A 26215-nucleotide genomic window follows, 5' to 3' on the forward strand; every position below is an offset into this window, starting at 1 on the left:
TATGCGGTAGGGGAAGCTGTAGGCGGATCCCAAGCGGTGATGAGCGAGCAAACCCCGATCAGTGGCAGTGGTGATGTGCCCACGGTCCATGTCAAAGACGGGCAAGGCCAAGAACTGCTCTGCTTTCTCGAGCAACTCATCCCCCTCGATGGCAACGATTACGCCTTGCTCACCCCGGTGGACACCCCCGTCTGCCTGTTTCGTCTCTCCGATGAAGACGAACCAGAGCTGATCGAGCCCGCCAGTGCGAGTGAACCGGTGCTCTCCACCGCCGAGGTGGTGCTGCAGGAGCATGAGCTGAGCCTGGTGCGCTCGGCCGTCACCTTGACCGTGGCCGGTGAGCTGGATGAACCCGACCCCGAAGAACTCGACATCGACGCCGACGATGACGACGACGATGACGACGCCGAAACGTATGAGCTGCTGGTGAGCTTTCTGGTTGCTGAACAGGAGTACGGCCTCTACATCCCCTTAGACCCCTTCTTTGTGGTGGCGCGCATGGAGAACGGCCATGCCCAGCTGGTGCAGGGCGATGAATTTGAGCGAATCCAACCCCGCATCGAGGCCGAACTGGAGGAGCGGGAGTCCCAGGATTGAACCTCAAGCGGCTGCTGGAACCAACCTGGGCGCCCCAGGGCACCCTTTGCGATCTGCCGCTCGAGGTGTTCAGCGATCGCGGCATCGAATCCTTGGTCCTCGATGTGGATTGCACCCTGCTTCCCCGCCACAGCCAGGTGCTGCCGGAGCGGGTGGTGCGTTGGGTCCACGACGCCCGCCAACAGTTCCGTTTGCATCTGTTCAGCAACAACCCCAGCCGCCGGCGTATCGAGGCCGTGGCCAACAGCTTTGAGCTGCCTTATACCGCTGGTGCCGGCAAGCCGCGGCGCGGCCCCCTAAGGCAGGTGTTGGAGCAGTTGCAATTGCCGGCGCAGCAGGTGGCCCTGATCGGCGATCGGGTGTTCACCGACGTGCTGGCTGGCAACCGCTTGGGGCTGTTCACCGTGCTGGTGCATCCCATTGGTGTAAGCGGTCAAGCCTCACGCAACGACCGACTGCAGCGCGGCGAGCGCACCCTCGCCCGCTGGTGCGGAGCGCGCGTGGATAACGGTCTGCCCCAGTGACGCAGCGCACCCTGGTGGTCAAGGTGGGCACCAGCCTGCTGAGGGCTGGTGATGAATTTCTGCAGGCGCTAGCCGCCAACCTCAGCGCCGAGAGGCAGCGCGGCACGCGCCTGGTGTTGGTCACCAGTGGAGCTGTGGGTTTGGGCTGCAAGGAGCTGGGCTTGGCGCAGCGGCCGCAACTGGTTGAGGAGCTGCAGGCGGCAGCAGCCATTGGCCAAGGCCAGCTGATGGCCCGCTACGACGCTGTGTTTCGGCCCCATGGCCAAACCGTGGCGCAGGTGCTGCTCACCCGTGGGGATCTGGCCTCACGGCGGCGGTTCATCAAGGCCAGCCGCACCCTGCTGCAGCTGCTGAGCTGGGATGTGCTGCCGATCATCAACGAGAACGACACCCTCGCCACCGAAGAGCTTCGCTTTGGCGACAACGACACCCTCTCGGCTCTGGTTGCCGTCGCCATTGGCGCCGATGAGTTGCTGTTGCTCACCGATGTCGATCGGCTGTATTCCGCTGATCCGAAAGCCAACGCCAACGCCCGCCCGATTCGCGAGGTACGCGACCTCGATGAACTCAATGCCCTCGACTCCGCCGCCGGTGATGGTGGCCGCTGGGGAACCGGTGGGATGACCACCAAGTTGGCGGCGGCCCGCATCGCCACCGCCAGCGGCATCCAGGTTCGCCTCGGCAATGGACGCAACCCAGCTGTGGTGCGTGAGTTGCTCGGTGGTGGTGACCATGGCACCCGCTTTTTGCCCAGCTCCGAACCGATTCCTGATCGCAAAGGCTGGCTGGCCCATGCCCTGGTGCCTGAAGCGGACGTGCTGATTGATGCCGGCGCTGAAAAGGCCCTCATCGAGCAGGGGGGATCGCTTTTGGCCGTTGGGGTGAGCGGCATCGAGGGTTCCTTCGAGGCCCAACAACCCGTGCGCATCCGCAGCAGCAGCGGCCAGGAATTGGCCCGTGGCTTAAGCCGCTGCAGCAGCGATCGGTTGCAGGGCGTGGTGGTTCACCGCGATCAGTTGGTGATCACAGCCCACTTGAATCGGCCTACGATCCCGCCGCCCCCCTAACCGCATCGGCATGCCCCGCTTCAGCGCCCTACTGGAGAGCCTCAGCGGTGCTGACGGAGCGGAGATCCATCTCGCTGCTGACCCAGAACTCGAGGGTGCAGCGGCTCTTGATCAAGCCGGCAAGGGCCAGCTCAGTTTTCTCGAAAAAGACAACGCCCTCAGCAAAGCGTTGAGCAGCACTGGGGCCTCAGCGCTGCTGCTGCCCTGCAACGCCGAAGTGCAGCAGCAAGCCACCAACCTTGGGATTGCCTGGGTGGCCCTGAAAGACCCGCGACTGGGATTTGCTGAGGCCCTCGAGCAGCTGTATCCAGAAGCCAAACCAGCACCCGGCATCCATCCCACCGCTGTGGTGGATCCCAGCGCTGCGATCGGCGCTGGTGTGCACATTGGCCCGCGGGTGGTAGTTGGAGCTGATGTGGTGATCGGAGCTGGCAGCAGCCTGCATCCCGGTGCTGTGCTCTACGCCGATGTGCAACTGGGAGCCGGTTGCACCATCCACGCCAATGCCGTGCTGCATCCAGGCAGCCGCTTGGGCCAAGGCTGTGTGGTGAATTCCAATGCCGTGGTGGGATCGGAGGGCTTTGGCTTTGTGCCCACCGCCAGCGGCTGGCGCAAGATGCCTCAAACTGGCCAAGTGGTGCTGGAAGATCTGGTGGAGGTGGGCTGCGGCAGCACCATCGACCGCCCTTCGGTGGGGGAAACCCGCATCGGCGCCGGCACCAAAATCGACAACCTGGTGCAGGTAGGCCACGGCGTGGTCACCGGCAAAGGCTGCGCCTTGGCCTCGCAGGTGGGGATTGCCGGTGGCGCCCGCCTGGGCAATGGCGTGATCCTGGCCGGCCAAGTTGGCGTTGCCAACCGGGCGGTCGTGGGCGATCGCGCCATCGCCTCCAGCAAGTCGGGAATCCATGGGGAGATCGCTGCCGGTGAGGTGGTCAGCGGCTACCCCGCCATTCCCAACCGCCTCTGGCTGCGCTGCTCAGCGGCCTTCAACAAGCTGCCGGAGATGGCGCGCACCGTGCGGCGCCTGAGCGAAGAGAAAGCCGGACAGTAGGTTCAGCGCCTGGACGTTCAGGCGTTGATGAGCAGCTATCACATCACTCTGCTGGCCGGTGACGGCATCGGCCCGGAGATCACGGCCGTCGCCCGTCGGCTGCTGGAGGTGGTCGCCCAACAGCACAACTTCAGCCTCAGCTTTGACCCACAACCGGTGGGAGGTGCGGCCATTGATGCCACCGGTGAACCGCTTCCGGCCAGCACCCTGTCGGCCTGCCGCGGGGCCGATGCCGTGCTGCTAGCCGCCATCGGCGGCCCCCAATACGACAACCTGCCCCGCGCCAAGCGGCCGGAATCGGGCCTCTTGGCCCTGCGCTCGGGCATGGAGCTGTTCGCCAATTTGCGCCCCGTCAAGATCGTGCCAGCCCTGATCGGCGCCAGCACCCTGCGCGAGGAGGTGATCAGCGGGGTCGACCTAATGGTGGTGCGCGAACTCACCGGCGGCATCTATTTCGGCCAGCCCAAGGGCCGCGTCACCAGCGAGAGCGGCGAGGAGCGCGGCTTCAACACCATGACCTACAGCAGCAGCGAAATCGATCGCATCGCGCGGGTTGGGTTTGACCTGGCTGTCCAGCGCAGCGGCCGGCTGTGCTCGGTGGATAAGGCCAATGTGCTCGATGTCAGCCAGCTCTGGCGTGAGCGGGTGGATGCGATGGCGAGTGATTACAGCGGCGTGGAGGTGAGCCACATGTATGTGGACAACGCCGCCATGCAATTGGTGCGAGCCCCGCGGCAGTTCGATGTGTTGCTCACGGGCAACTTGTTTGGCGACATCCTCAGCGACGAAGCCGCCATGCTCACCGGCTCCATTGGCATGTTGCCGTCGGCCTCGCTAGGTAGCGAAGGGCCAGGACTCTTTGAGCCTGTGCATGGCTCCGCCCCCGACATCGCTGGCCAGGACAAGGCCAATCCCCTAGCGATGGTGTTGTCAGCGGCGATGATGCTGCGCATTGGCCTCAAGCAAGAAGCCGCTGCCGCCAGCCTCGAAAAAGCCGTTGACGCCGTGCTGGCCCAAGGGCTGCGCACCGGCGATTTGATGGCCGAAGGCTGCACCGCCGTGGGCTGTCAGGCCATGGGCGACGCCTTGCTGAAAGCTCTGGGCTGAACCAACGGGGAGGCTTCATGGCAAACTCCCCCGAGCACGTGCCGTAGTTGATGTCCAGCCTCCACCCGATCGTTGCCGTCACCGGTTCCTCCGGAGCTGGCACCAGCACCGTGAAGCGGGCGTTTGAGCACATCTTTGCTCGTGAGGGCATCACCCCTGCTGTGGTGGAGGGCGACAGCTACCACCGCTATGAGCGGATGCCGATGAAGGAGGCCATGGCCAATGCCCTGGCTGCTGGCGAGAACTTCTCCCACTTCGGCCCCGAAGCCAACCTGTTCGACAAGCTCGAAGAGCTGTTCCGCACCTACGGCAAAACCGGCGGCGGCGAAAAGCGCTACTACCTGCACAGCCCTGAAGAGGCCACTGAGCACAACGCCCGCCTCGGCACCAACCTGGATCCCGGCCAATTCACCCCCTGGGAGCCCATCCCCACCGGCACCGACCTGCTCTTCTATGAAGGCCTCCACGGCGGTGTGGTCGGTGACAGCTACGACGTGGCGTCCCTGGCAGACCTGTTGGTGGGCGTGGTGCCCATCACCAACCTCGAGTGGATCCAAAAGATCCACCGCGACAACGCCGAGCGCGGGTATTCCGCCGAAGCGATTGTGGACACAATCCTGCGCCGCATGCCGGATTACATCAACCACATCTGCCCGCAGTTCAGCCGCACCGACATCAACTTCCAGCGGGTGCCCACGGTGGACACCTCCAACCCCTTCATCTGCCGGAACATCCCGACTCCCGATGAGAGCTTCGTGATCATCCACTTCCGTAAGGGAGCCCGTGAGAAGTGGGGGATTGATTTCAGCTACCTGCTCAACATGATTCACGACTCCTTCATGTCGAGCCCCACCAGCATCGTGGTGAACGGCGGCAAGATGGGCTTCGCCATGGAGCTGATCTTGACCCCGATCATTCACCGCATGATCGAGGAAAAGCGCGCCCAGGCCTGAACATTTGCTGCGTTGCAGCTAATTTGAGGGCGTGACGATGCCCTCATTCGCGATACGCGGCGCCCAGGCGTCGATCGATCCGGGGCCAGCGCGTTGGTCGCCGGATCAACTCTCGCGAATGTTGAGCGTTGGCCGGCAGCTTTACCTGGCTCATCTGGAGCGCTACGGCGCCCGCGTTGAGCCCCTCGGGGTTGTGATTGAAACCCGAACGTTTGGGGGCCGCGTGATTTTTGAACCGCCCGTTTTGCTCCCTGACGAGCAATTTTTAGAGCTTGATCTGTTGCGTCGCCGCACCCATGGCCGGCTGCGCCAACGGCGATGACGCTGCTCGCCCTGCTCTTAGGGCTCTGCATCGGCAGCTTTCTCAATGTGGTGGTGTGGCGCCTGCCGCGCGGTGAATCCGTGGTGTGGCCTGGCAGCCACTGCCCGCGCTGCGGCACAGACCTGCCTTGGACCAACAACATCCCTGTGATCAGCTGGGTTCTACTGCGCGGAAAGTGCCAGTTCTGCCATGGGCCAATCAGCATTCAATACCCCTTAATTGAGCTGCTCAGCGGTGGGCTTTGGGTGCTGCTCGCCCAGCCAGGAGTTGGACGCTTGGGCCCCTTAGACCCCCTAGCGAACCTGTTGGCAGGGGGACTGCTGCTGAGTGTGTTGCTGCCTCTCGCCCTGATTGATCTGCGCACCATGCGCCTGCCTGAACCGCTCTGCCGTTGGGGGGTGATCTGTGGCCTGGTGCTCTCGGCATTGGCCAGCTGGTGGCTGGGCTTGGGTACAGAACTATTGCTGTGGCATGCCGTGGCGGCCGCCACCGGACTGCTGATTTTTGAAGCGATCAGCGGCCTGGGAGAACAACTGCTCGGGGCCCCGGCGCTGGGTTTGGGTGACGCCAAGCTGGCCGCTCTTTTGGGGGCATGGCTCGGCTTGCAAGGACTGGCCGTGGCCTGCGCCGTGGCCGTGGTCTTAGGAGCCGCCTTTGGTTTGGCAGGCCGGCTCAGCGGATGGTTAGGTCCCAAGCAACCGTTTCCGTTTGGGCCCTTTTTGGCCATTGGCGGGCTGCTGAGCTGGTTGGCCTGTGACGCCCTTTGGGCCCTGTTGATCAACCCGGGCCCCATGGGCTTTTAATGGTCCCCACCAGAGGATTGTCGTTTGTCGCTGCTCGACTGGTTTGCTGATCGCCGTAAGACAGCTCCGGCGCTGCGCCCAACGCCGGAGACCGATGAGGGTGATGGCCTGTGGAGCAAATGCCCGGAATGCGGCGAGGTGGTCTACCGCAAAGACCTCATTGCCAACGCCAGTGTTTGCGCATCTTGCGGCTATCACCACCGGATTCACAGCGAAGAGCGCCTGCGGATCTTGCTGGATCCCGGCAGCTTCATTCCCATCGATGGTGAGCTGAGCCCCACCGATCCACTCGCCTTTAAAGACCGCCGCGCCTATGCCGACCGGCTGCGCGATAGCCAAAGCCAAACAGGCATGCGCGATGCCGTGGTCTGCGGCACTGGAACCATCGAAGGGCAAGGCATTGCATTGGCGGTGATGGATTTCCGCTTCATGGGCGGAAGCATGGGCTCGGTGGTGGGTGAAAAGATCACCCGCTTGATCGAAACGGCCACCGGGCAACAACTGCCTGTGCTGGTGGTCTGCGCCAGCGGCGGTGCCCGCATGCAGGAGGGCATGTTGAGCCTGATGCAGATGGCCAAGATCTCCGGCGCGCTCGAGCGGCACCGGGCCAGAAAACTGCTCTACATCCCCCTGCTCACCCACCCCACCACCGGTGGTGTCACCGCCAGCTTCGCGATGCTGGGCGATCTGATCTTGGCCGAGCCCAAAGCCTTGATTGGCTTTGCTGGCCGCCGGGTGATTGAGCAAACCCTGCGCGAAAAACTGCCCGACAACTTCCAAACCGCGGAATACCTCCAAGACCACGGGTTTGTTGACGCCATCATTCCGCGCACCCAGCTGCGCAGCCGCCTGGCGAGCTTGCTGCAAATGCACCACAAACCAGCGACAGTTTCGGCATGAGCACCCGGCTGCTGTCGTGGCTGTTGCTCTTGATCCTGCTGCTGGCACCAGGGCCAGCAGCCTGGGCTGGACCGGTGGAGTGGATTGAGGTGCCAGCGACCGAGGAAGGACAGCAGTGGTGGGATAAAGGCAGCCTCAGGCTCAACCGCCGTGGTGAGCTCACCGTGCTCAGCCGGTTCACGCCAGCGGCCAGCGATGACAAACCCAATCCATCGGGCCAGTTGTATGTGATGGCGATTGAGTGCGGCAGCCAGCGCTTCCGCGATCTTCAAGTCAATGGCCTGCCCAAGCTGCAGGCCGAATGGGAGATTGCCTCTGAAGACGCCTTGATCTCCAGCGTGATGGAGCAGGTTTGCAGCGAAGCTCAGCAGCAGGGGTTGGCCTAATGAGCGCCCCTCGCCCGCTTGGAGTCGCCATCGCTGGGCTGGGCTTTGGCGAGAAGGTGCACATCCCCGCGCTGCGCGCCTGCCCCCAAGCCGTGCCCGTGGCGTTGTGGCATCCACGCCAAGAGCGGGTCGAGCAGGCCAGTCGCGCCGCGGAGCTTCCTGGCAGCAGCGACTTTGAGCAGGTGCTCGGCGACCCAGCGGTGGAAGCGGTGGTGATTGCCACCCCACCAGCCGCCCGGTTTGCACTGGCCCAACAAGCGCTTCTTGCTGGCAAGCATCTGCTGCTGGAAAAACCGGTAGCCCTCAATGCCACAGAAGCCCAGCAGCTTGAGCAGTTGGCCCTCGAACGGGGTCTGATTTGCGCAGTGAATTTCGAATACCGGGCGGTACCAGCGTTTCAACAGCTGGCCGCCCTGCTTCAACAGGGCTGGATCGGCGATCCCTGGTTGCTTCGTTTTGATTGGCTGATGGGCAGCCGGGCCAACCCCCAACGCCCTTGGAATTGGTATTCCCAGCAGGCCCTGGGCGGTGGGGTGTTGGGTGCCTTGGGCAGCCATGCCTTCGACATGATGCAGTGGCTGGTGGGCCCCATCCGCCAAGTGCAAGCCCAGCTGTCGGTAGCGATCAGCGAAAGACCCAAAGCTGATGGCTCCGGGATGGGGCAGGTGGATGCAGCCGATACGGCATTTACCCAACTGCAACTCGAACCCCAGTGGCCAGGGGCGCGCCAACAGCTTTCAGCCCAAATCGCCTTGGCCTCCACCGCCCGCCAGGGACGCGGCTGCTGGATGGAGCTCTACGGCTCAGAGGGAACGCTGGTGCTGGGGTCCAGCAATCAGAGCGACTACGTCCATGGCTTTGCCTTGCAGGGATCCAAGGGTGGTGAGGGGTTGGCACCCCTGCCTCAGGATCCAAGCTTGAGCTTTGCTCGCAGCTGGGAGGACGGCCGCATCGCCCCGGTGAGCCGCCTGATCGGCTGGTGGGCTGAGGCCGTTCGCCAGCAGCGCCCCATGGTGCCCGGGCTCCTGGAGGGGCTCGCCAGCCAGCAGGTGATGGATGCCTGCGTGAGCAGCCATCAAACGGGACAAACCATGAGGCTCGGGCTCTAGAGAAAGCCAGGCGATAGCGTCGCTTGCAGTAAGGCCCCCCCATGGCGGACGACTTCACCAGCGCAGACGGACTCGGCGTACTGATCTGCGGCCATGGCAGCCGGAATCGCTTGGCGGTCGATGAATTTGCCAAGCTCGCTGATGGCCTGCGCCGCAAGCTCCCCCAACTGCCGGTGGAGCATGGCTACTTGGAATTTGCCAGGCCCATCCTTCGCGATGGCCTCGAGAAGCTGAGGCAGCAAGGAGTTCAGCGGGTGCTGGCCGTGCCAGGGATGCTGTTTGCCGCTGGCCACGCCAAGAACGACATCCCATCGGTGCTGAACACCTACAGCGCCGAAACCGGCCTGCAGGTCGACTACGGCCGCGAACTGGGAGTTGACCTCAAGATGATCCAAGCGGCGGGGGCACGCATCCGCGAGGCCATCGATCAGGCCAGCGGCGATGTGCCCTTGAGCGACACCCTGCTGGTGGTGGTGGGCCGCGGCTCCTCTGACCCCGATGCCAACTCCAATGTCGCCAAGGTGACCCGGATGCTGGTGGAGGGTTTTGGCTTTGGCTGGGGTGAAACGGTGTACTCCGGTGTCACCTTCCCCTTGGTGGAGCCAGGCCTACGCCATGTGGTGAAGCTGGGCTTCAAGCGCGTGATCGTGTTCCCCTATTTCTTGTTTTCAGGGGTGCTGGTCAGCCGCATCCGGCAGCACAGCGAACGCGTTGCCGCAGACCATCCCGAGGTGGAATTCCTGCAAGCCAGCTACCTCGGTGATCACCCATTGGTGATCGACACTTTTATCGAGCGGGTGGCGGAGGTGGTTCGCGGTGACACCGCCATGAACTGCTCACTCTGCAAATACCGTCAGCAGGTGCTGGGTTTTGAAACCGAAGTTGGCGCTCCCCAGCACAGCCATCACCACCACGTGGAGGGCCTCAATGAGCCTTGCCAACTCTGCGAAAACGAATGCACCGGTGCTTGCCAGCCCGATGGCGTGCCGCTTCCCCATGGCGGCGATGACCACAGCCACGACCATGGCCATCACCACCCGATCTATCCCCACGCCGATCACCCCCTGGGGCCTCGCACGATGCAGAGCAAATCGAAAGAGAAACCGAGCATCTGACGATCACATCCGTCCCGGTCTCATGCCAGTCCCGTAAGACCCACATCTATTAGCCCTGCTAATCGTTTCCTGTTCTCCACAGCTCGGGAGGTTTTTCCCCAGGCCTTGGCGGGGCTTTCCACAGGTTTTCTGTCGAAAAGCTCCTGATTTGGCCATTCTGTGGAGATCGCCTCAGTCCAAACGAATCGCTTGACGCTCGAGGCCAAGAGATTCAACCAGCAGAAAGTCGTCATGTTCGGTTGATACAGACGCTGCTAGCGAGGGCAATCTCAGCGATGAGACAGAGGCTGAGTAGCCAATGGCACACCCTTTGACGAAGCACCCCGATGTGTGGCTTCATCACTGGGCAAGCGGAGAGCCAACGTTGAACGACGGGTGCACCAGTCAGACCAGTAACGCCAACCAGAGTCAAGAAATCATCAGCCTGGAAGCCGAAATCCCCGAATCCCTGTTCGGCAGCATGCAGGGCTTCCTGCAATCCAACCCGCAGTGGGATCAATACCAACTCGTGAGCTCGGCCTTGGCCAGCTTCCTGTTCCAAAACGGCAGCAGTGATAGCGCTGTTGCCCAGCACTACTTGAACGGCCTGTTCAGCCGCTCCTGTGATGTTGCCGCTAGCTAAACAGCGGTCAAAACATTTGATTGCCAATCAATACGTTTTATCCCCGAACCACAATTCACGAGCCAGACAATACCGATCGCCATTAACACCGGCATAGGGCCCTTTTCAGGGATGAACCTCAGGTTTTTGGATGGCTCTATATTACTCAGCCAAACGGGCAGCCAATGAGGCAGAAAGGCTCCAAGCCCTAGCGGAATATCGCGTGCTGGGGACCCGGCCAGAGCAGTGTTACGACGACATCACCCGCATCGCTTCGATCACCTGCGGCACACCGATTGCGCTGATGAGCTTGGTGAGCGATGAGAAGCAATGGTTCAAGTCCACCGTTGGCTTAGAAGCACGAGAAACACCACGGGATTGGTCGTTTTGCGCCCATGCCATCGCCGATTCCGAGCCGATGATCATTGAGGACGCCCTCAACGACAAACGCTTTCGGCATAACCCTCTGGTCAGCGGTGATCCCAAGATTCGCCTCTATGCCGGCTTCCCACTGGAAACACCCACGGAACATCGCCTCGGCACCCTCTGCGTGATTGACCGCAAACCGGGAGCACTCAGTGATGCGCAGCTGATCGTGATGAAGTCGCTGGCGCGGCAGGTGGTGACCCTGTTGGAACTGCGCCGCCGCTCACTGCGCCTGCTCAACAGCTTGAGCAGCATCACCAGCAGCCAACAGGTGCTCCCCATCTGCTCCTATTGCAGGAAGGTGCGTGATTCAGAAGGCGACTGGGACTACCTGGAGAACTACCTCAGCCGCACCACCTCAATGGGCTTTAGCCATGGTGTCTGTGACCACTGCCTCGATGAGCACTTCCCTGAGGTGGTGGATGCATTGAAGAATTCGTAGTCGCCAAGGCTTGCGGTCAGCGCAACACAAGTAACGCAAGATCAAGTTGAACGTCACAGAATCCAACGTTCTGATTCGAAACAACAAATCAACGCCATTTCTGGCTGGTTCTGATAATTTCGCCTGAGCGAATAATGGTTGAAATGTCAGACACCATTTCATTCATTGAAAAGCTGGCTGAGCGCCGCAACCAACTCATCCAGCGCGCAGAGGAGGCCACAACAGAGGGCGAACGCCAGCACTGGCTCGAGGTGGCTGAGCAGCTGCAAATCATGATCCAGCTCCACACCACACCGGTTGCTGCCTGAAACCAAGCAGCAAAGTCGCCATCCTGAGTTCATGTAGGGCAATCCCATGGGCAAAGGACTCGGACGCGAATTTCTTGACTTCATCAACCGCGGCAACGTGGTTGATCTGGCCGTGGCCGTGATCATTGGCGCGGCCTTCACCAAGGTGGTGCAAGCGGTGGTAGAGCTGTTCACCACCGCAGCCCTCAACCCAACCATGGCCGAGTTGGACATTGATTCGATCGAGAGTTGGCCAGCAGGAAACCTGTTGGTGGCCCTGCTGAACTTTGTGGTGGTGGCTGCGGTTGTGTTTGTAGTGGTCAAAAGCGTGGAGCGGCTCAGGCACCGCACCGCCAAAGCCGATCCTGCCTCGGACAGCCAAAAGCAATTGGCGCAAGCTGTGGAGCGGCTCAGCGCAGCTTTGGAGGAGCGACGTCTCTAGGGCTGTGTCGTTGTGAGTCGTACGACTCTTGACAACAACCGCAACGGTTCAGTCGCTAGGTGGTCACACAAAACCCATTCAGTGGATCTGTCAGCTCCTGAAGCGGTGGGATGCATGGGAGCTGGCTGGGCTGGATCGTTCCGCACACACCAGCCCAACTCTTCACACCAGCTGAGCAACCATGGCGATCACCAGCAAACGCTACCCAGACCCGCTGCAACTCACGCGCCGCGAGTGCGAAGTGCTGCAGCTGCTCTGCGATGGTCTCACCAATCAGCAGATCGGCCAGCGGTTGCATATCGCCGGCTCAACAGCCCGGGGGCATGTGCAAACGATTATGCAAAAGCTTGATGTTCAAGGCCGCACAGCAGCCGCAGCGGAAGGTATCCGGCGGCAGCTAGCTCGTTAGGACGTTGCTATCAAAAGTGTGTGATTCAGCTGCCGACACCGCGGTGCCATCAGCAGCTCAAACGCTTGCGAAGCTGAGATGCGCATTGATGCCAACCAGCACATCGCCGACCTCAGCGATCTGATCTCGCTCGAGGCTTGGAATCACAAAGTGCTTGTGGCATGCGGCCACAAGCCGCTCGCCATGTCTTTGGCCACCTGCATTGCCCTAGAGAGCACTGGTGGCACAAACCATCTGCTGGGGATCTGCACCACAGCAAGCGACAGCCTGGAACTGCTGGAGGGCCAATCAGGTTCTGTGCTGGTGATGATCAGCGAGGTGCTCGATGACAGCAGCGGCCTAGAGCTCTTGGCTGGCATCCAGCAGAAGGCAGCCCAGGGGCAAGCGATCCGCACGATCCTGACCTTGGAAGTGCTCAACAGGCAGGTGATTAAGCAAGCGGTGCGCTGCAAACCCAATGTGCTGCTCTGCCAACGGGGGTTTCAGCCCAAGGTGATTCGCCACGCCTTGGAAGCCATCGTCAACAACAGCGCTTACATCGACCCCCTACTGCTGCACATCCTCACGGGCGACAGTCCTAGTGAGGTTCCGGACCTCAGTGAGCGTGAAATCGACGTGCTCGAGCTGGTGTGCGAAGGCCTGAGCAACCGCGAAATCGGACGTCGACTACACATCGCCGATGTCACTGCAAGGCAACACGTGCAAGCCATCATTCACAAGCTGCATGTGCGCAACCGAACGGCCAGCGCAGCAGAAGCGATCCGCACGCACCTGGTGGACTAAGCCAATAAAAACCGCCCCCAGAAGGAGCGGTTGAAGAAATTGGTGGCGGGGGGGAGATTTGAACTCCCGACCTTCGGGTTATGAGCCCGACGAGCTACCAGGCTGCTCTACCCCGCGGCAACCGAAACCAAAACTTAGGTGACAACGGCGACAGTTGGCAACCAATCAAACCAATTCGCCGATCACCTCAAGCCGCTGACCAGCCATCGGAATCATGAATTGCTGCTCGAGTTCCTCTAAGGCGGTGGGCGTGAGCCAATCCAACTGCCGCAACAGGTGCAAAGCCACCGCACGCTTGGCGCGGCTCGCACCGTCTTCCACCTTGATCGCCAAACCAAGGCCTTCGCCCACACGGGCCAGGCATTGAATCCCCTCAGCCCCGCCTTTGCTGATCAGCATGTCCAAGCTGCGGCGCATCAGCTCGGTGTCAAATCGACCATCACCTGCCACCAGCTCAGGGTGGGCCTGCATCGCGCGCACCAAACGCTCGAGGTTGGGCAGCGTTCCAGCGCCAAGGTGGGCAAATAGCAGCGCCATCTGACTCAAGGGGAGCTGCACGGTGGGGGCGCCGCAGTCATCGCTGGCGATGATCAGCTCATCTTTGGGCAGCCCCAGCAGCTCAGCGATGCGACCAAACAGCTCTTGCTGCAATGGGTGATCTTGGTTGAGGTAGTCCTCCAAGGGCCAGCCCATCCGCCGGCAACTGGCCAGAAACGCCGCATGCTTACCCGAGCAGTTGTGCTCCAGGGGGCTCTCTTTGCCTGCTGGCAGCGGACAGCGCAACATCGATGCATCGATGTCGGCCCGCCAGAGGATCTGAAAAGCTTCACGGGCTTTGTCCTTGCCGCCATCGTGGGAGGCGCAAGCAATCGCCATCGCACGCTCCGCGCCCCCTTGGGCATCGAGGGCACCACTGGAGACAAAAGTCTGCGCTTGAAAGGGCTTAAGCGCCGAACGGATAAAACTCAAATGCTGGGCATCGCCAGCGCGCATCAACAGGCGGCCGCGCTGGTCACAGACCACGGCATGCACCCGGTGCACCGATTCGCTCATGCCATCGCGCAGCAGCCGCACCTCCAGCGGGGGATGACCCGCAAGGCTGGAACCACTAAGACCCATCGATGACGTCATGCGCCGGTGCCGATCTCAAAGAGCCTGGCAGAGGCTGGCGCCCCACAGCAGTAGCGCAGCCAGAACACTGATAGCCCGCAGCAAACGGCCCAACACAGGCCTCACCTGATGCTGAGCAATCAACAGATCTTTTTCACGCCACTCCAGGGGCTTCTCCCACTCCTGACCGTCGTACCAACCCGATTCCTCATAGGTGATGCGCTCACGCATCAAGCGGCGATGCACATAGGTCCAACCCAGCCACTGCCGCACCAAGAGCAGCAAAGGCAGCACCAAGGCGGACACAGCCCCAGCAGCAAACAACCGCGGCACATCGTGACGCAATGGAATGCTGCCGGTCGCCACCAACAAGGTGATCGGCAAAAGCAACAACCAGCCCTGGGCCAACCGCCGGGTCAAGGCCACAAAGCTGGTAGATGGCCATCGGAAAAACCAAGACGCGAGCAGTTCTTCGTACTGGCGGAGCGGTTGTTGTTCCGCCGGCACCGGACAGACGCTCATGGTTCAGGTTGTAGATCCAGACGACGCCACCGCAGACACAAAAGGAACAGCTGTTCCGTGCCCCCAGAAAGCCTCCAGATCGTAGTAACTGCGTTCTTCTGGTGTGAGCACCTGAACAATCACATCGCCGTAATCCAGCAGGACCCAACGGCCTTCCGTGAAGCCCTCTTTGCGCAAAGGCAGCTGGCCATGCTCTTCCAAACGATCTTCCACCGAGCGGGCAATGGCCTTGACCTGCACTGTTGAGAGACCGCTACAAACCACAAACCAGTCGGTCAAGGTGGTGACGTCATCCACCTTGAGCAGGCGGATGTCAACAGCTTTGCGGTCGTCGGCAGCTTCAGCGGCCAGCTGCACCAGCGCTTCGCTATCCATACACGTTCTCACTACTCACAGAACGGCTGCTGCCCTGCTGTTGGGCCATTTCAGCGCGGGCTCGGCCGGCACTCTTACGCAGAGCTTCGAGCCGATCTTCAAAAAAGCTGCGCTGCCGCTTTTTACGGGTTTGCTCGATGCGTTCTTTGAGGGCGCCACCCAAGCTTTTGTAGGCATTGGGCAAGGTGTAGCCAAAGCGGGTGGCCAAATTGATAGCCCGCTCGTCAGCGGCAATGGCGTCTTGCAGACGCTTCTCAGAATTGTTTTTCAAATACAGGCGATAGCCGGCAAAGCCCGAGAGCCCCATGGCCAGCACGAGCAGCAAGCCGTCTTGAACCCACAGCTCACCAATGGCACCGCCCAGGCCGATGGCCAAGGCAGCCATTTCCCAACCATCGCGGGGAATCGCATCGTTTTGGATGCGGCCCACCTCATGCCAGAAGAGCAGATTGCGGTGGTCGAGCGCCAAGGCATCCCACTTCTCGAGATCCACCTGGATCTCCACCTCATCACGCCCGATCTCCTCAAGGCTCACCAGCGGCGGATCAGCAGCGGCCGCGGCCTCCACGAAGACCCAGCTCTGCATCTCTGGAGGCAGCAGCCCTTTCAGGCGCTGAAGCTCACTCATGAACGGGGACGACTCAAAGGTCAAGGTCAACCTTCAGCGTAGCGACCGCTAGCCCAAGCGCGACGGGGGGATGAGAAGCTGAGACTGTTTTGAGTCAACGCTGGCCCATGCCCTGTCGCACGGACCTTCGCCGCATTTTGCTGCTGGGATCTGGGCCGATTGTGATCGGCCAGGCCTGCGAATTTGACTATTCCGGCACGCAAGCCTGCAAAGCCTTGCGGGCTGATGGCTTTGAGGTGGTGTTGGTGAACTCCAACCCCGCCTCGATCATGACCGATCCAGAGATGGCGGATCGGACCTACATCGAGCCCCTCACCCCCGATGTGGTGCGGCGCGTCATTGAGCTGGAGAAGCCCGATGCCCTGCTGCCCACCATGGGCGGCCAAACCGCGCTGAACCTGGCCGTGAGCTTGGCCAAGGACGGCACCCTCGAGCGCCATGGCGTGGAGCTGATTGGCGCCAACCTGGCCGCCATTGAAAAAGCTGAAGACCGCGACCTGTTCAAACAGGCGATGGAACGCATCGGCGTGGCGGTGTGCCCATCGGGGATCGCCACCTCCATGGAGGAAGCCGAAGCCGTTGGCAATCAAATCGGCAGCTACCCGCGCATCATTCGCCCCGCCTTCACCCTGGGTGGCTCTGGTGGCGGCATCGCTTACAACCCCGAGGAATTTCGGGCCCTCTGCAACAGCGGCTTAGAAGCCAGTCCGGTTGATCAGATCTTGATTGAGAAGTCGCTGCTGGGCTGGAAGGAATTTGAGCTGGAGGTGATGCGTGACACCGCCGACAACGTGGTGATCATCTGCAGCATCGAAAACCTCGATCCCATGGGGGTTCACACCGGTGATTCGATCACGGTGGCGCCAGCGCAGACCCTCACCGATCGCGAATACCAACGCCTGCGCGATCAATCCCTGGCGATTATTCGCGAGATCGGTGTGGACACCGGCGGCAGCAACATCCAATTCGCTATCAACCCGGCCAACGGCGATGTGGTGGTCATCGAGATGAACCCCCGCGTCAGCCGCAGCTCGGCTCTCGCTAGCAAAGCCACTGGCTTCCCGATCGCCAAAATCGCTGCTCGCCTTGCCGTGGGCTACCGGCTCGACGAAATCATCAACGACATCACTGGCAAGACGCCGGCCTGCTTCGAGCCCACCATCGACTACGTGGTCACCAAGGTGCCCCGCTTTGCCTTTGAAAAGTTCAGCGGCAGCTCATCAGTTCTCACCACCTCAATGAAATCGGTGGGTGAAGCGATGGCGATCGGCCGCTGCTTTGAGGAGTCATTCCAGAAAGCCCTGCGGTCGCTGGAAACAGGCCATGCCGGCTGGGGCGCTGACCGCGCCGAAGCCAATCCCAGCGAAGGGGATCTCGATGCCCTCTTGCGCACCCCAACTCCCGAGCGAATTTTTTCAGTTCGCACAGCCCTACTGCGGGGCCGAAGCATTGAGCAGGTGCATGGCCTCAGCGCGATCGACCCCTGGTTCCTGGCCAAATTGGCGGTGCTGCTGCAGCGGGAACAAGCCTTGCTGCAAGGGCGATCCCTCCATGAGCTCGGTGCCGAAACCCTGCTCGAGCTCAAGCAGCTGGGCTACAGCGACCGGCAAATCGCCTGGAGCACAAGCAGCGACGAATTAGCTGTTCGGGCCCATCGCCAAGGGCTGGGCATCAATGCGGTGTTCAAAACAGTCGACACCTGCGCCGCTGAATTCGCTTCCACCACGCCGTACCACTACTCCAGCTACGAGCGCCCGGTCGAACGGCTCAATGCCGCAGGCGAGCTCGAGGTCATGGCCCCACAGAGTGAGGTGGCGCCAGAGTCGCGGCGCAAGGTGATGATCCTCGGCGGTGGTCCGAACCGGATCGGCCAAGGCATCGAGTTCGACTACTGCTGCTGCCACGCCTCCTTTGCCCTTCAAGACGAAGGGCTGGCCACGGTGATGGTGAACAGCAACCCGGAGACGGTGTCCACCGATTACGACACCAGCGATCGCCTCTATTTCGAACCGCTCACCCTTGAAGACGTGCTCAACGTCATCGAAGCCGAGCGCCCCGATGGGGTGATCGTTCAATTCGGTGGCCAAACCCCACTCAAGCTGGCCCTGCCGCTACTGCGCTGGCTGGAATCACCCCAAGGCCAAGCCACCGGTTGCCGCATTTGGGGCACCTCACCCCAATCCATCGACCTGGCAGAAGACCGCGAACAATTTGAAGGGGTGCTGCGCAAGCTGCAGATTCGCCAACCGGCCAATGGCATTGCCCGCAGTGAAGATGAGGCCCGAGCCATCGCGGAGCGCATCGGCTACCCAGTAGTGGTGAGGCCCAGCTACGTGCTGGGGGGCCGTGCCATGGAGGTGGTGTTCGGCGCCGATGAACTCGATCGCTACATGCGCGAAGCGGTGCAGGTGGACCCCGATCAACCAGTGCTGATCGATCAATACCTGGAAAACGCCACAGAGGTGGATGTGGATGCCCTCTGCGATGCCAGCGGGCAGGTGGTGATCGGTGGGCTGATGGAACACATCGAGCCGGCAGGAATCCACTCCGGTGATTCAGCCTGCTGCTTGCCCTCGGTCAGCCTCAAGCCGGACGCCCTGGCCACGATTCGCCAATGGAGCGCCGATCTAGCGCGTTCATTGCAGGTGCAGGGCTTGATCAACCTGCAATTTGCGGTCTGCCAAGACGAGGTGTACATCATTGAGGCCAACCCCCGTGCCTCGCGCACGGTGCCCTTTGTGGCCAAGGCAACAGGCGTGCCTCTCGCCAAGTTGGCGAGTCGCCTGATGGCCGGCCGCAGCCTCGAGCAACTGGGGTTGAAGGAGGAGCCCAAACCTCCGCTGCAGGCGATCAAGGAAGCCGTCTTGCCCTTCCGCCGCTTCCCCGGCTCCGACACCGTCTTGGGCCCAGAGATGCGCTCGACTGGCGAAGTCATGGGCACCGCAAGCAACTTCGGGATGGCCTACGCCAAAGCCGAGCTGGCCGCCGGCGAGGTGCTTCCCACCAAGGGCACCGTGTTTCTCTCCACCCACGACCGCGACAAAGGGGCTCTGGTGGAGGTGGCCAGCAAATTGCAGGAGCAGGGGTTTGAACTGGTTGCCACCGAAGGAACCGCTAAGCACCTCTGCTCCAGCGGCCTGCAGGTCAAACCGGTGCTCAAAGTCCACGAGGGCAGACCCAACATCGAAGATGCGATCCGCTCCGATCAGGTGCAGCTGATCATCAACACCCCGATCGGCCGGCAAGCCGCCCACGACGATCGCTACCTGCGCCGGGCCGCCCTGGATTACCGCGTGCCCACCGTCACCACCCTCGCTGCGGCCAGAGCGGCTGTGGAAGCAGTGGGCTGCCTGCAGCGGCAGAATGATCTACCCATCAACGCCCTGCAGGATCTGCACCAACAGCCATGAGCGTGAGCACTCCCGTCGCCCCAGGTACCGACATTCGTTCCCTCTTCGCAGAGGCCTACAACAACCGCTACACCTGGGATCCTGGCTTCGCTGGTTACAGCGGCCGCTGCCTCTGGAGCCAAGGCGATCAGCAGGTTGAGGGCCACTTCAAGGTTGGCAGCGACCTCAAGGCTGAAATTGAAGGCATCAGCAATGAGGAGGTGCACAAAGCTGTGGCTTCTCAACTTTGGGAGGTGTGCATCCACCGGGTACGCCGCCCCTTTGAGGTGACCCACAAGGACAACCAGTTCAGCGCGGGCGACAGCACCGATGAAGGCCTTGAGGTTCTTGTTGGCGGCAAGGGGGAAGGCGACAAGTACCGCATCAAAGACGATGTAGTGACGATGGTGCACCGCCACATCCACGGCACGGTGGTCACCATTCACACCGAGGAAGTCACCGACACCGGCAGCGGCTACCTCAGCAAGCGCTACAGCAGCCAATACGCCGACCCAGCCAGCGGCGAAGCCAAAGGTGGTGTGAACCACTTCACCGACACCTTCGTGCCATTGGGTGAAGGCGGCACCTGGGTGCTCAGCGAGCGCGTGATTCGCACCGAAGCCTTCGGCGATAGCTCTGCTGGGGAGCAGAGCTTTCAATTTCTCGATCTGAAGGCCAACTGAGCTGAAACTGGCTCAGACCTGTGGCACCATCCCTCGGTCAGCCGAGGGATGGGATGGAGCAATTCATCAGCAGCATTAACGATCCGATCAACGGGATCGTTTGGGGGTGGCCAATGGTCCTCCTGATTGCCTTCACCGGCATTGTGTTGATGCTGGGGCTGCGCTTCATGCCACTGCAACGGCTGCCCTATGGCGTTCGCATGCTGTGGCAGCCCGAAGCTGGTGAAAACAATGGCGACATCACCCCCTTCCAGGCGTTGATGACATCACTGTCGGCCACCATCGGCACCGGCAACATTGCAGGCGTCGCTGGCGCCATCGCCATTGGCGGGCCGGGGGCTGTGTTCTGGATGTGGGTGATTGCCGTGTTCGGCATCGCCACCAAATACGCCGAAGCCGTGCTCGCCGTTCGCTACCGGGAAGTCGACGCACTCGGCAACCACGTCGGTGGCCCGATGTATTACATCCGCAACGGCCTCGGCCCCAACTGGCAGTGGTTGGCCGTGCTGTTTGCCCTCTTCGGCATGTTGGCCGGCTTTGGCATCGGCAATGGTGTGCAGTGCTTTGAAGTCTCCAGCGCCCTAGCGATGTTGGGGGTTCCCCGATTGGTCACAGGCATCGTCCTGGGAGCTGTGGTTTTTGCCGTGATCATTGGCGGCATCAAGCGCATTGCCCAGGCCGCATCAGCCATCGTTCCGCTGATGTCGGTTCTTTATCTGCTGGCCTGTGTTGTTGTGCTGCTGATCAATATCGAATCGGTTCCAGAAGCCTTCGGCACGATCATTGGCAATGCCTTTTCCGGGCAAGCGGCTGCCGGTGGCGCCTTCGGCCAGGTGGTGCTGATGGGCTTCAAGCGCGGCATCTTCTCCAATGAGGCGGGCCTGGGCAGTGCACCGATCGCTCACGCCGCCGCCAAAACCAACGACCCCGTGCGGCAGGGCACGGTGGCCATGCTCGGCACCTTCATCGACACCTTGATCATCTGCACGATGACGGCCCTGGTGATCATCACCACTGGGGTCTACGCCAATGGCGAAGCGGGCTCAGTGCTCTCGATCACCGCCTTCAACACCGGCTTGATGGGCAGCGGCTGGGTTGTCACCGCTGGCCTGGTGATCTTTGCCTTCACCACGGTTCTGGGCTGGAGCTTCTACGGCGAGCGCTGCACCGAATTCCTGTTTGGCGAAAAGGCAATTCTTCCCTTCCGTTTGGTTTGGGTGGCTGTGGTGGTGATTGGCTCAGTGGCGGGCGATCGCGGTGTGGTCTGGGGTGTCGCTGACACCCTCAATGGCCTGATGGCCCTGCCCAACCTGATCGCCCTGCTGCTGCTCTCTGGAACCGTGTTCCGCCTGACCCGCGACTACCGCTTTAACCAGGCAGGGGAGTGACGTCCTTGAGGCGCTCATTGAGCTGGAAGGCCATCGACTGACGTCCAATGGCCAGCACCTTCAAAGTGTCTTCGTACATGCGCAGTTGGGCTTCAGCCACCTGCATCCCGCGAACCAGCTCTTTGACCTCATCGGAGAGAGCATTGATGTCGTAGCGCTTACCCTCAAAAGTGAGAATCGGGTTTTGATCCTGGGGGGTCTGCATTACGAGGCCTTTGGTTTGGACTCTCCTTTTACGTCAGGTTTGGGGTTTGCTGCTTGCTGCTTAGGACGCTTGAAAAAGAACATCAGCAATGGACCAACCTGGGTTGTCTCCACCAACTCCCACCGTTCAGCACCCAGCTGATTGAGGAAGTGCTGCAACTGCTCGGCTGGGTGCTTTTGCTTCGGCGGTGGCTTTTGAGCTTGCTTGGAATACACCTTGGGAAATTCCTTGGCGATGAATTCCGGGCTCAACGATCCACCCAGCTTTTGGCTGGCTGATTGAGGCGATGGGGGTTGGGGCGGCGTGTCGTTATTGATGTTGATATGAACGACGCGGTACTCCCACTGCTGCATCACGCCTTCCTCAGATCAATGCGGGACGAATGATTTGCCTGCTGCACAGGGCGCTGTAGCGACCACCGGATCGCATCAGCTCATCATGGCTGCCTTGTTCAACGATACGGCCGCGCTCAAGGAACAAGATGCGATCGGCTTCTTGGACTGTGGACAGCCGGTGGGCAATCACAAAGACGGTGCGGCCGGCCATTGCCTGCTCTAGCCCCTGCTGCACGGAGGCTTCGGCTTCAGCATCCAGCGCGCTGGTGGCTTCATCGAGCAGCATCACCGCCGGATTACCGAGCACAGCACGGGCAATGGCAAGGCGCTGCAACTGGCCGCCTGAGAAGTTGCTGCCGCGCTCTTCCACCCGGGAGTCATACCCCTGGGGCAACGACTCAATGAAGCCAGCTGCATTGGCCAATTCAGCCGCCCGGCGCACCTCCGCGTCGCTGGCGTTGCGTCCAAAACGAATCGCTTCGGCCACCGTGCCGGAGAAGAGCGCGCTCTGCTGCGGCACCAGGGCAATCGAGCGGCGCAATTCAGCGGCGCGCAAATCGCGCAGATCTACACCATCCAGCAGCAGTTCCCCCTGTTGGGCCTGGTTGAAGCGGAGCAAGAGAGAGAACAGCGTGGTCTTCCCTGCGCCGGAGGGACCCACCAACGCCACCACCTGACCGGGCTCAACACGCAAATTCAGTTGCTGCAACACCGGCTTGCCAGGCTCATAGGCAAAGCTCACATTGCGCAGATCCAAGGCCCCCTGGAGCGCCGGCATGGGCCGGGCATTGGGGCGATCAGGATCTTCCATCGGCTCGCGCTCGATCTCGCGCAAACGGCCGAGCGAGGCCTGGCCCTGCTGGAACTCATTGAAGTTATTGATCAGCCGGGAGATGGGATCGATCAGGATCAACAGCGCCGCGATGAAGCTGCTGAAGCCGGCACCACTGAGGCCACCAGCACTGATCCGCAGGGCACCGATCAGCAGGATGGCCAAGATTCCAGCGGCTTCGATGAAGCCCACCACCGGGTGCTGCAGCGCCAGCAAGCGCATGGTGCGGTAGCGGGCACGGCGGTGCTGCTCGATCTCCTCTTCAAAGCGTTGCTGCAACCAAGGCTCAGCGGCAAACGCGCGCACCAGCGGCAAGCCGGAGATGGCCTCGCCCAATAACCCAGCAAGCTCACTGACCTGCTTTTGACTGCGCTCAGCTGCGGTGAGAACCCGGCCAGCAAAGCTGCTCACCAGCACAGCCACTAAAGGGGCCAGCAGCAGCGTGGCCACCGACAGCTGCCAATCCAGCGAAATCATGTAACCGAACATGACCACCAGCTGAAGGATGCTGGGAACGGTCTCCTGGATGTTCTTGTAAATCACCTCGCCGATTCGATCGGCGTCTTCCGTCAACCGATAGGTGAGATCACCAGCTGAAAGCGTTTCCAGCGCTCCAAATTCCAAACGCTGCAGCCGGGCAAAGCTCTGGCGGCGCAGGGCCTGGGTCACATGCAGGGCGGGATCAGCCAGCAGGGTGTCCTGACCGAATTGAGCCAGCTTCTGCAGCAAAAACAGGGAGAGGGAGATGCTGATGACCCGCAACACCCGGGAGAAATCCCCATCCCCGATCGCGGGAATCAACTGACCTACCTGGGCGGCCAACAAGGGCCATGACGCCACGAACAGCAGCATGCAAATGCCGCCCGCCAGCAGCTCCCTCTTGTAGGGCTTCAGCAGAGGCAGCAGCCTGCGAAATCCGGCTGAGGAAGGTGCAACCATGGCGGCAGGCTACGCGGAGCCATGCGCCTAGATCAGGCCTTGAAATGGCAGGGGCTCGTTGCCACCGGTGGGGAAGCCAAGTTGCGCATCCAAGGAGGCGAAGTGCAGGTCAACGGCAGCGTGGAAACCCGCCGCGGGCGGCAGCTGCAAGCCGGTGATTTGGTGGAGCTCGCAGGCCGCCGCTTCACAATCGAGCCCACCGAAACAGGAGATGGCACAGCCACCCCGTAAGTTAGGCAACCCTTAATGAGGAGCGCAGGTGAGCACTCAGTCCCGGCCGGTCGTGATCGCCGGTAACTGGAAAATGCACATGACCTGTGCTCAAGCCAAGCAATACGCCGGCGCATTCCTGCCCCAAGTGGCCAATGCGCCGAAGGACCGCAGCATCGTGCTGGCGCCCCCCTTCACCGCCATTTCCACCCTGCAAGAGGCCTTGGCTGGAAGCGATGTTCAGATCGCCAGCCAAAACGTGCACTGGGAAGCTTCAGGAGCCTTCACCGGCGAAATCTCTGCCGAGATGCTGCTTGAACTGGGGGTGGGCTACACGATCGTGGGCCACAGCGAGCCCCGGAAATACTTCTCCGAGAGTGACGAGCAGATCAATCACCGGGCACGCGCCTCCCAAGCGGCTGGCTTGATCCCCATTCTTTGCGTGGGAGAAAGCGATGAGCAGCGCAGCAACAACGAAACCGAGCGCGTCATCCGCCGTCAGGTGGAGCAGGGTCTCGAAGGCATCGACCCCTCCAAACTGGTGGTGGCCTATGAGCCGATCTGGGCCATCGGCACCGGCAAAACCTGTGAATCCGAAGAAGCCAACCGCGTCTGCGGCTTGATCCGCAACTGGGTGGGCTATCCCAACCTCACCATTCAGTACGGCGGCTCGGTGAAGCCCGGCAACATCGATGAGCTGATGGCTAAATCCGACATCGATGGCGTGTTGGTGGGTGGCGCTTCGCTGGAGCCCGACAGCTTTGCCCGCATTGCCAACTATCAGGTGGCCAGCGCAGCTGCCGCGGCATGACGCCAAATCACCGCACCGCGGTGATGGGAATCCTGAACATCACCCCGGATTCCTTTAGTGATGGGGGCCGCTTTGAATCCACTGAAACAGCATTCCGGGCAGCCAAGCGCATGGCCGCCCAAGGCGCCGATCTGATTGATCTCGGGGCGCAAAGCACCCGCCCCGGTGCCAGCGATGTGGGAGCTGAGATCGAGCTCGAGCGACTGCTGCCGGTGTTGCAGCGCATGCAGCAAGCCCGCCTTGATGGCGATCTTCCCGCCAAGTTGCTGTTCTCCATCGACACCTTCCTTGCTCCAGTGGCCGCGGCCTGCCTCGACGCTGGGGCCGACTGGATCAACGATGTCTCCGGTGGCCTTGGCGACCTGAAGATGTGGCAGCTGGTTGCTGAGCGCGGCTGCCCCTATGTGCTGATGCACCGGCGCGGCGATGCCCGCACGATGAACAGCCTGGCCGACTACAGCGATGTGGTTGCTGAGGTGGAGGCAGAGCTGCTGCAGCTCTGCGAGCAGGCCCAACAGGCCGGCGTTCAGCGCCAGCAAATTGTGCTGGACCCCGGCATTGGCTTTGCCAAAACCACCCAGCACAACCTGGAGCTCATGCAGGGACTGCCCCGTTTGCAAGCCCTGGGCTACCCCCTGCTGGTGGGCACCTCACGCAAACGCTTCATCGGCGAGGTGTTGAACGAACCCAGAGCGCGGGCGCGCCTTTGGGGAACAGCCGCCACTGTTTGCCAGGCGGTGGCCGCCGGGGTGGCTGTGGTGCGCGTGCACGATGTGGGCCCAATTGTTCAGACCTGCCGCATGGCCGAGGCCCTGTTCAAGCCAAACGCCGCAAGCAGAGCTCCTCAAACGCTGGCTTGAGCAGATAGGGGTACTCGCCAACCCAAAGCCGGGCCTGGGGCACCCAAGCATCACTGATCCGGTCGATCCGCGAAAAATCCTTGCGCTCAGAGAGCACCAGACAGCGCAAAGTCATGCCCCGGCGCAGGGCTTTGTGGCCCTTCTCCAAAGGAAAACGCAGCTGACCCAGATAGCCATCCTCATCTTCTAGTTCCAGGCACAACCAGGTCCGCCGGTTTTCCACCATCTCCAGGCGACCTTGGCGATCGGTGGTCTCTTGGCGACCCTCCAAGCGTTCACGGGTGAACAGATCAGCAATCTCGCCTTCAAACAGGGCTGCTGAGGGGTAGCGGCGGAGTTGGGCATTGCGGCTGCCGGCCTGCACGATCGGTCCCCAGAGCATGTAGAGGAGCATCACCAGCCCCACCACCAGCCAAATGCTGCTCCAGCGGCTGCCAAAGCCTCCCTGGGCGATCAACAGAGGAATCACTCCGCCAACGCTGGAGATCAGCAAGCGCTGCAAGAGCTGTTGGGGCGTGCCGGAGCACTTGTTGAACTGAGGGCCACTGGCCACAGCAGGAATCAAGCGCTGCAGTTCGCCTGGTTTGAGCGGAAGCAACAT

32 protein-coding genes and 1 tRNA gene are annotated in these 26215 nt (G+C 61.5%); 24 read left to right on the forward strand and 9 right to left on the reverse strand.

Annotation, left to right across the window (positions count from 1 at the left end; translation table 11 throughout):
• Positions 1-39 precede the first annotated feature (39 nt).
• The 18 genes from SIB46_RS03300 (at position 40) to SIB46_RS03385 (ending at position 13327) form a co-directional block, all read left to right on the forward strand.
• Positions 40-597 (forward strand): DUF3727 domain-containing protein, encoded by a 558-nt coding sequence (locus SIB46_RS03300; RefSeq protein ID WP_413297131.1) that lies wholly within the window; start codon positions 40-42, stop codon positions 595-597.
• Entirely contained in the window at positions 594-1121 is a 528-nt protein-coding gene (locus tag SIB46_RS03305; RefSeq protein WP_413297132.1) for a YqeG family HAD IIIA-type phosphatase, read from the forward strand. Before SIB46_RS03300 ends, SIB46_RS03305 begins: the two co-directional genes overlap by 4 nt.
• Positions 1118-2188: a glutamate 5-kinase gene (gene proB, locus SIB46_RS03310; protein ID WP_413297133.1), complete on the forward strand. Its 1071-nt coding sequence runs from the start codon at positions 1118-1120 to the stop codon at positions 2186-2188. The genes SIB46_RS03305 and proB overlap by 4 nt, the downstream gene beginning before the upstream one ends.
• A 10-nt stretch (positions 2189-2198) precedes the next feature.
• The gene (gene lpxD, locus SIB46_RS03315; protein WP_413297134.1) at positions 2199-3242 is read left to right on the forward strand and encodes a UDP-3-O-(3-hydroxymyristoyl)glucosamine N-acyltransferase; all 1044 of its coding nucleotides are present in this window, start codon (positions 2199-2201) and stop codon (positions 3240-3242) included.
• A 27-nt stretch (positions 3243-3269) separates the two neighbouring features.
• On the forward strand, positions 3270-4349 hold the full coding sequence (gene leuB / locus SIB46_RS03320) for a 3-isopropylmalate dehydrogenase (protein ID WP_413297135.1): 1080 nt from the start codon (positions 3270-3272) through the stop codon (positions 4347-4349).
• A 50-nt stretch (positions 4350-4399) separates the two neighbouring features.
• On the forward strand, positions 4400-5302 hold the full coding sequence (locus tag SIB46_RS03325; protein WP_413297136.1) for a phosphoribulokinase: 903 nt from the start codon (positions 4400-4402) through the stop codon (positions 5300-5302).
• Between the two features lie 31 nt (positions 5303-5333).
• A complete protein-coding gene (locus tag SIB46_RS03330) occupies positions 5334-5624 on the forward strand; it encodes a hypothetical protein (RefSeq protein WP_413297137.1) in 291 nt (96 codons plus the stop codon).
• The gene (locus SIB46_RS03335) at positions 5621-6427 is read left to right on the forward strand and encodes a prepilin peptidase (RefSeq protein ID WP_413297138.1); all 807 of its coding nucleotides are present in this window, start codon (positions 5621-5623) and stop codon (positions 6425-6427) included. The genes SIB46_RS03330 and SIB46_RS03335 overlap by 4 nt, the downstream gene beginning before the upstream one ends.
• 24 nt (positions 6428-6451) lie before the next feature.
• The gene (accD, locus tag SIB46_RS03340; protein ID WP_413297139.1) at positions 6452-7327 is read left to right on the forward strand and encodes an acetyl-CoA carboxylase, carboxyltransferase subunit beta; all 876 of its coding nucleotides are present in this window, start codon (positions 6452-6454) and stop codon (positions 7325-7327) included.
• Positions 7324-7713 carry a hypothetical protein gene (locus SIB46_RS03345; RefSeq protein WP_413297140.1) on the forward strand — a complete coding sequence of 130 codons (390 nt, stop codon included), beginning with the start codon at positions 7324-7326 and terminating at the stop codon, positions 7711-7713. Before accD ends, SIB46_RS03345 begins: the two co-directional genes overlap by 4 nt.
• The gene (locus SIB46_RS03350) at positions 7713-8822 is read left to right on the forward strand and encodes a Gfo/Idh/MocA family protein (protein WP_413297141.1); all 1110 of its coding nucleotides are present in this window, start codon (positions 7713-7715) and stop codon (positions 8820-8822) included. Before SIB46_RS03345 ends, SIB46_RS03350 begins: the two co-directional genes overlap by 1 nt.
• Positions 8823-8863: 41 nt before the next feature.
• Positions 8864-9937, forward strand: a complete 1074-nt coding sequence (locus tag SIB46_RS03355; RefSeq protein ID WP_413297142.1) for a sirohydrochlorin chelatase — start codon at positions 8864-8866, stop codon at positions 9935-9937.
• Positions 9938-10301: 364 nt separating this feature from the next.
• Positions 10302-10559: a DUF2811 domain-containing protein gene (locus tag SIB46_RS03360; RefSeq protein WP_413297143.1), complete on the forward strand. Its 258-nt coding sequence runs from the start codon at positions 10302-10304 to the stop codon at positions 10557-10559.
• A gap of 130 nt (positions 10560-10689) precedes the next feature.
• Positions 10690-11406 carry a GAF domain-containing protein gene (locus tag SIB46_RS03365; protein ID WP_413297144.1) on the forward strand — a complete coding sequence of 239 codons (717 nt, stop codon included), beginning with the start codon at positions 10690-10692 and terminating at the stop codon, positions 11404-11406.
• A gap of 134 nt (positions 11407-11540) precedes the next feature.
• Complete coding sequence (locus SIB46_RS03370; RefSeq protein WP_413297145.1) at positions 11541-11714, forward strand: hypothetical protein; 174 nt, start codon at positions 11541-11543, stop codon at positions 11712-11714.
• Positions 11715-11760: 46 nt separating this feature from the next.
• Positions 11761-12135 (forward strand): large conductance mechanosensitive channel protein MscL, encoded by a 375-nt coding sequence (mscL, locus tag SIB46_RS03375; RefSeq protein ID WP_413297146.1) that lies wholly within the window; start codon positions 11761-11763, stop codon positions 12133-12135.
• A 181-nt stretch (positions 12136-12316) separates the two neighbouring features.
• Complete coding sequence (locus SIB46_RS03380; RefSeq protein ID WP_413297147.1) at positions 12317-12544, forward strand: LuxR C-terminal-related transcriptional regulator; 228 nt, start codon at positions 12317-12319, stop codon at positions 12542-12544.
• 78 nt (positions 12545-12622) lie between these two features.
• Positions 12623-13327 carry a response regulator transcription factor gene (locus SIB46_RS03385; protein ID WP_413297148.1) on the forward strand — a complete coding sequence of 235 codons (705 nt, stop codon included), beginning with the start codon at positions 12623-12625 and terminating at the stop codon, positions 13325-13327.
• Between the two features lie 40 nt (positions 13328-13367).
• On the opposite strand, the gene SIB46_RS03390 is transcribed toward SIB46_RS03385, so the two are convergent.
• The 5 genes from SIB46_RS03390 to SIB46_RS03410 all read right to left on the reverse strand — a co-directional run bounded on the left by SIB46_RS03390 (position 13368) and on the right by SIB46_RS03410 (position 15962).
• Positions 13368-13444, reverse strand: a tRNA-Met gene (locus SIB46_RS03390).
• Between the two features lie 48 nt (positions 13445-13492).
• Complete coding sequence (locus SIB46_RS03395) at positions 13493-14458, reverse strand: asparaginase (protein ID WP_413297149.1); 966 nt, start codon at positions 14456-14458, stop codon at positions 13493-13495.
• Between the two features lie 15 nt (positions 14459-14473).
• Positions 14474-14959, reverse strand: coding sequence for a CGLD27 family protein (locus SIB46_RS03400; protein ID WP_413297150.1), 486 nt, complete (start codon positions 14957-14959; stop codon positions 14474-14476).
• A gap of 3 nt (positions 14960-14962) precedes the next feature.
• Entirely contained in the window at positions 14963-15334 is a 372-nt protein-coding gene (gene rsfS, locus SIB46_RS03405; RefSeq protein ID WP_413297151.1) for a ribosome silencing factor, read from the reverse strand.
• Positions 15327-15962: a DUF3318 domain-containing protein gene (locus SIB46_RS03410; protein ID WP_011935398.1), complete on the reverse strand. Its 636-nt coding sequence runs from the start codon at positions 15960-15962 to the stop codon at positions 15327-15329. Before SIB46_RS03410 ends, rsfS begins: the two co-directional genes overlap by 8 nt.
• Positions 15963-16069: 107 nt before the next feature.
• Here SIB46_RS03410 and carB point away from each other — a divergent pair, with 107 nt between their 5' ends.
• Genes carB through SIB46_RS03425 form a run of 3 tightly spaced genes read left to right on the forward strand, consistent with a single transcriptional unit; the run spans position 16070 to position 21422 of the window.
• The gene (gene carB, locus SIB46_RS03415; RefSeq protein ID WP_413297152.1) at positions 16070-19372 is read left to right on the forward strand and encodes a carbamoyl-phosphate synthase large subunit; all 3303 of its coding nucleotides are present in this window, start codon (positions 16070-16072) and stop codon (positions 19370-19372) included.
• A complete protein-coding gene (locus tag SIB46_RS03420; RefSeq protein ID WP_413297153.1) occupies positions 19369-20034 on the forward strand; it encodes a DUF3386 domain-containing protein in 666 nt (221 codons plus the stop codon). Before carB ends, SIB46_RS03420 begins: the two co-directional genes overlap by 4 nt.
• A gap of 53 nt (positions 20035-20087) precedes the next feature.
• Complete coding sequence (locus SIB46_RS03425; protein ID WP_413297154.1) at positions 20088-21422, forward strand: alanine/glycine:cation symporter family protein; 1335 nt, start codon at positions 20088-20090, stop codon at positions 21420-21422.
• Here the strand turns inward: SIB46_RS03425 and SIB46_RS03430 are convergent.
• The 3 genes from SIB46_RS03430 to SIB46_RS03440 are packed head-to-tail and all read right to left on the reverse strand — an operon-like array spanning position 21403 to position 23733.
• Positions 21403-21627 carry a DUF6447 family protein gene (locus tag SIB46_RS03430; RefSeq protein ID WP_413297155.1) on the reverse strand — a complete coding sequence of 75 codons (225 nt, stop codon included), beginning with the start codon at positions 21625-21627 and terminating at the stop codon, positions 21403-21405. The genes SIB46_RS03425 and SIB46_RS03430 overlap by 20 nt on opposite strands.
• Positions 21627-21980, reverse strand: a complete 354-nt coding sequence (locus SIB46_RS03435; protein ID WP_413297156.1) for a hypothetical protein — start codon at positions 21978-21980, stop codon at positions 21627-21629. The genes SIB46_RS03430 and SIB46_RS03435 overlap by 1 nt, the downstream gene beginning before the upstream one ends.
• Positions 21981-21990: 10 nt before the next feature.
• Positions 21991-23733, reverse strand: a complete 1743-nt coding sequence (locus tag SIB46_RS03440) for an ABC transporter ATP-binding protein (RefSeq protein ID WP_413297157.1) — start codon at positions 23731-23733, stop codon at positions 21991-21993.
• A gap of 21 nt (positions 23734-23754) precedes the next feature.
• Here SIB46_RS03440 and SIB46_RS03445 point away from each other — a divergent pair, with 21 nt between their 5' ends.
• From SIB46_RS03445 to folP, 3 genes are all read left to right on the forward strand, one after another.
• On the forward strand, positions 23755-23964 hold the full coding sequence (locus SIB46_RS03445) for an RNA-binding S4 domain-containing protein (RefSeq protein ID WP_413297158.1): 210 nt from the start codon (positions 23755-23757) through the stop codon (positions 23962-23964).
• A gap of 79 nt (positions 23965-24043) precedes the next feature.
• Complete coding sequence (gene tpiA / locus SIB46_RS03450; RefSeq protein ID WP_413297159.1) at positions 24044-24754, forward strand: triose-phosphate isomerase; 711 nt, start codon at positions 24044-24046, stop codon at positions 24752-24754.
• Positions 24751-25614 (forward strand): dihydropteroate synthase, encoded by an 864-nt coding sequence (gene folP, locus SIB46_RS03455; protein WP_413297160.1) that lies wholly within the window; start codon positions 24751-24753, stop codon positions 25612-25614. Before tpiA ends, folP begins: the two co-directional genes overlap by 4 nt.
• Here the strand turns inward: folP and SIB46_RS03460 are convergent.
• Positions 25571-26215 (reverse strand): hypothetical protein, encoded by a 645-nt coding sequence (locus tag SIB46_RS03460; protein WP_413297161.1) that lies wholly within the window; start codon positions 26213-26215, stop codon positions 25571-25573. The genes folP and SIB46_RS03460 overlap by 44 nt on opposite strands.

It is taken from the genome of Synechococcus sp. MIT S9452, assembly GCF_047304245.1.
GTDB lineage: Bacteria > Cyanobacteriota > Cyanobacteriia > PCC-6307 > Cyanobiaceae > RCC307.

Coding starts and splice junctions, on each gene's coding strand:
- SIB46_RS03300 (WP_413297131.1), top strand. CDS start 40: ATGAGCGAGCAAACCCCGATCAGTGGCAGTGGTGATGTGCCCACGGTC.
- lpxD (WP_413297134.1), top strand. CDS start 2,199: ATGCCCCGCTTCAGCGCCCTACTGGAGAGCCTCAGCGGTGCTGACGGA.
- leuB (WP_413297135.1), top strand. CDS start 3,270: ATGAGCAGCTATCACATCACTCTGCTGGCCGGTGACGGCATCGGCCCG.
- SIB46_RS03325 (WP_413297136.1), top strand. CDS start 4,400: ATGTCCAGCCTCCACCCGATCGTTGCCGTCACCGGTTCCTCCGGAGCT.
- SIB46_RS03335 (WP_413297138.1), top strand. CDS start 5,621: ATGACGCTGCTCGCCCTGCTCTTAGGGCTCTGCATCGGCAGCTTTCTC.
- SIB46_RS03345 (WP_413297140.1), top strand. CDS start 7,324: ATGAGCACCCGGCTGCTGTCGTGGCTGTTGCTCTTGATCCTGCTGCTG.
- SIB46_RS03350 (WP_413297141.1), top strand. CDS start 7,713: ATGAGCGCCCCTCGCCCGCTTGGAGTCGCCATCGCTGGGCTGGGCTTT.
- SIB46_RS03355 (WP_413297142.1), top strand. CDS start 8,864: ATGGCGGACGACTTCACCAGCGCAGACGGACTCGGCGTACTGATCTGC.
- SIB46_RS03365 (WP_413297144.1), top strand. CDS start 10,690: ATGGCTCTATATTACTCAGCCAAACGGGCAGCCAATGAGGCAGAAAGG.
- SIB46_RS03370 (WP_413297145.1), top strand. CDS start 11,541: ATGGTTGAAATGTCAGACACCATTTCATTCATTGAAAAGCTGGCTGAG.
- mscL (WP_413297146.1), top strand. CDS start 11,761: ATGGGCAAAGGACTCGGACGCGAATTTCTTGACTTCATCAACCGCGGC.
- SIB46_RS03380 (WP_413297147.1), top strand. CDS start 12,317: ATGGCGATCACCAGCAAACGCTACCCAGACCCGCTGCAACTCACGCGC.
- SIB46_RS03385 (WP_413297148.1), top strand. CDS start 12,623: ATGCGCATTGATGCCAACCAGCACATCGCCGACCTCAGCGATCTGATC.
- SIB46_RS03395 (WP_413297149.1), bottom strand. CDS start 14,458: ATGACGTCATCGATGGGTCTTAGTGGTTCCAGCCTTGCGGGTCATCCC.
- SIB46_RS03400 (WP_413297150.1), bottom strand. CDS start 14,959: ATGAGCGTCTGTCCGGTGCCGGCGGAACAACAACCGCTCCGCCAGTAC.
- rsfS (WP_413297151.1), bottom strand. CDS start 15,334: ATGGATAGCGAAGCGCTGGTGCAGCTGGCCGCTGAAGCTGCCGACGAC.
- SIB46_RS03410 (WP_011935398.1), bottom strand. CDS start 15,962: ATGAGTGAGCTTCAGCGCCTGAAAGGGCTGCTGCCTCCAGAGATGCAG.
- carB (WP_413297152.1), top strand. CDS start 16,070: ATGCCCTGTCGCACGGACCTTCGCCGCATTTTGCTGCTGGGATCTGGG.
- SIB46_RS03420 (WP_413297153.1), top strand. CDS start 19,369: ATGAGCGTGAGCACTCCCGTCGCCCCAGGTACCGACATTCGTTCCCTC.
- SIB46_RS03425 (WP_413297154.1), top strand. CDS start 20,088: ATGGAGCAATTCATCAGCAGCATTAACGATCCGATCAACGGGATCGTT.
- SIB46_RS03430 (WP_413297155.1), bottom strand. CDS start 21,627: ATGCAGACCCCCCAGGATCAAAACCCGATTCTCACTTTTGAGGGTAAG.
- SIB46_RS03435 (WP_413297156.1), bottom strand. CDS start 21,980: ATGCAGCAGTGGGAGTACCGCGTCGTTCATATCAACATCAATAACGAC.
- SIB46_RS03440 (WP_413297157.1), bottom strand. CDS start 23,733: ATGGTTGCACCTTCCTCAGCCGGATTTCGCAGGCTGCTGCCTCTGCTG.
- SIB46_RS03445 (WP_413297158.1), top strand. CDS start 23,755: ATGCGCCTAGATCAGGCCTTGAAATGGCAGGGGCTCGTTGCCACCGGT.
- tpiA (WP_413297159.1), top strand. CDS start 24,044: ATGACCTGTGCTCAAGCCAAGCAATACGCCGGCGCATTCCTGCCCCAA.
- folP (WP_413297160.1), top strand. CDS start 24,751: ATGACGCCAAATCACCGCACCGCGGTGATGGGAATCCTGAACATCACC.
- SIB46_RS03460 (WP_413297161.1), bottom strand. CDS start 26,215: ATGTTGCTTCCGCTCAAACCAGGCGAACTGCAGCGCTTGATTCCTGCT.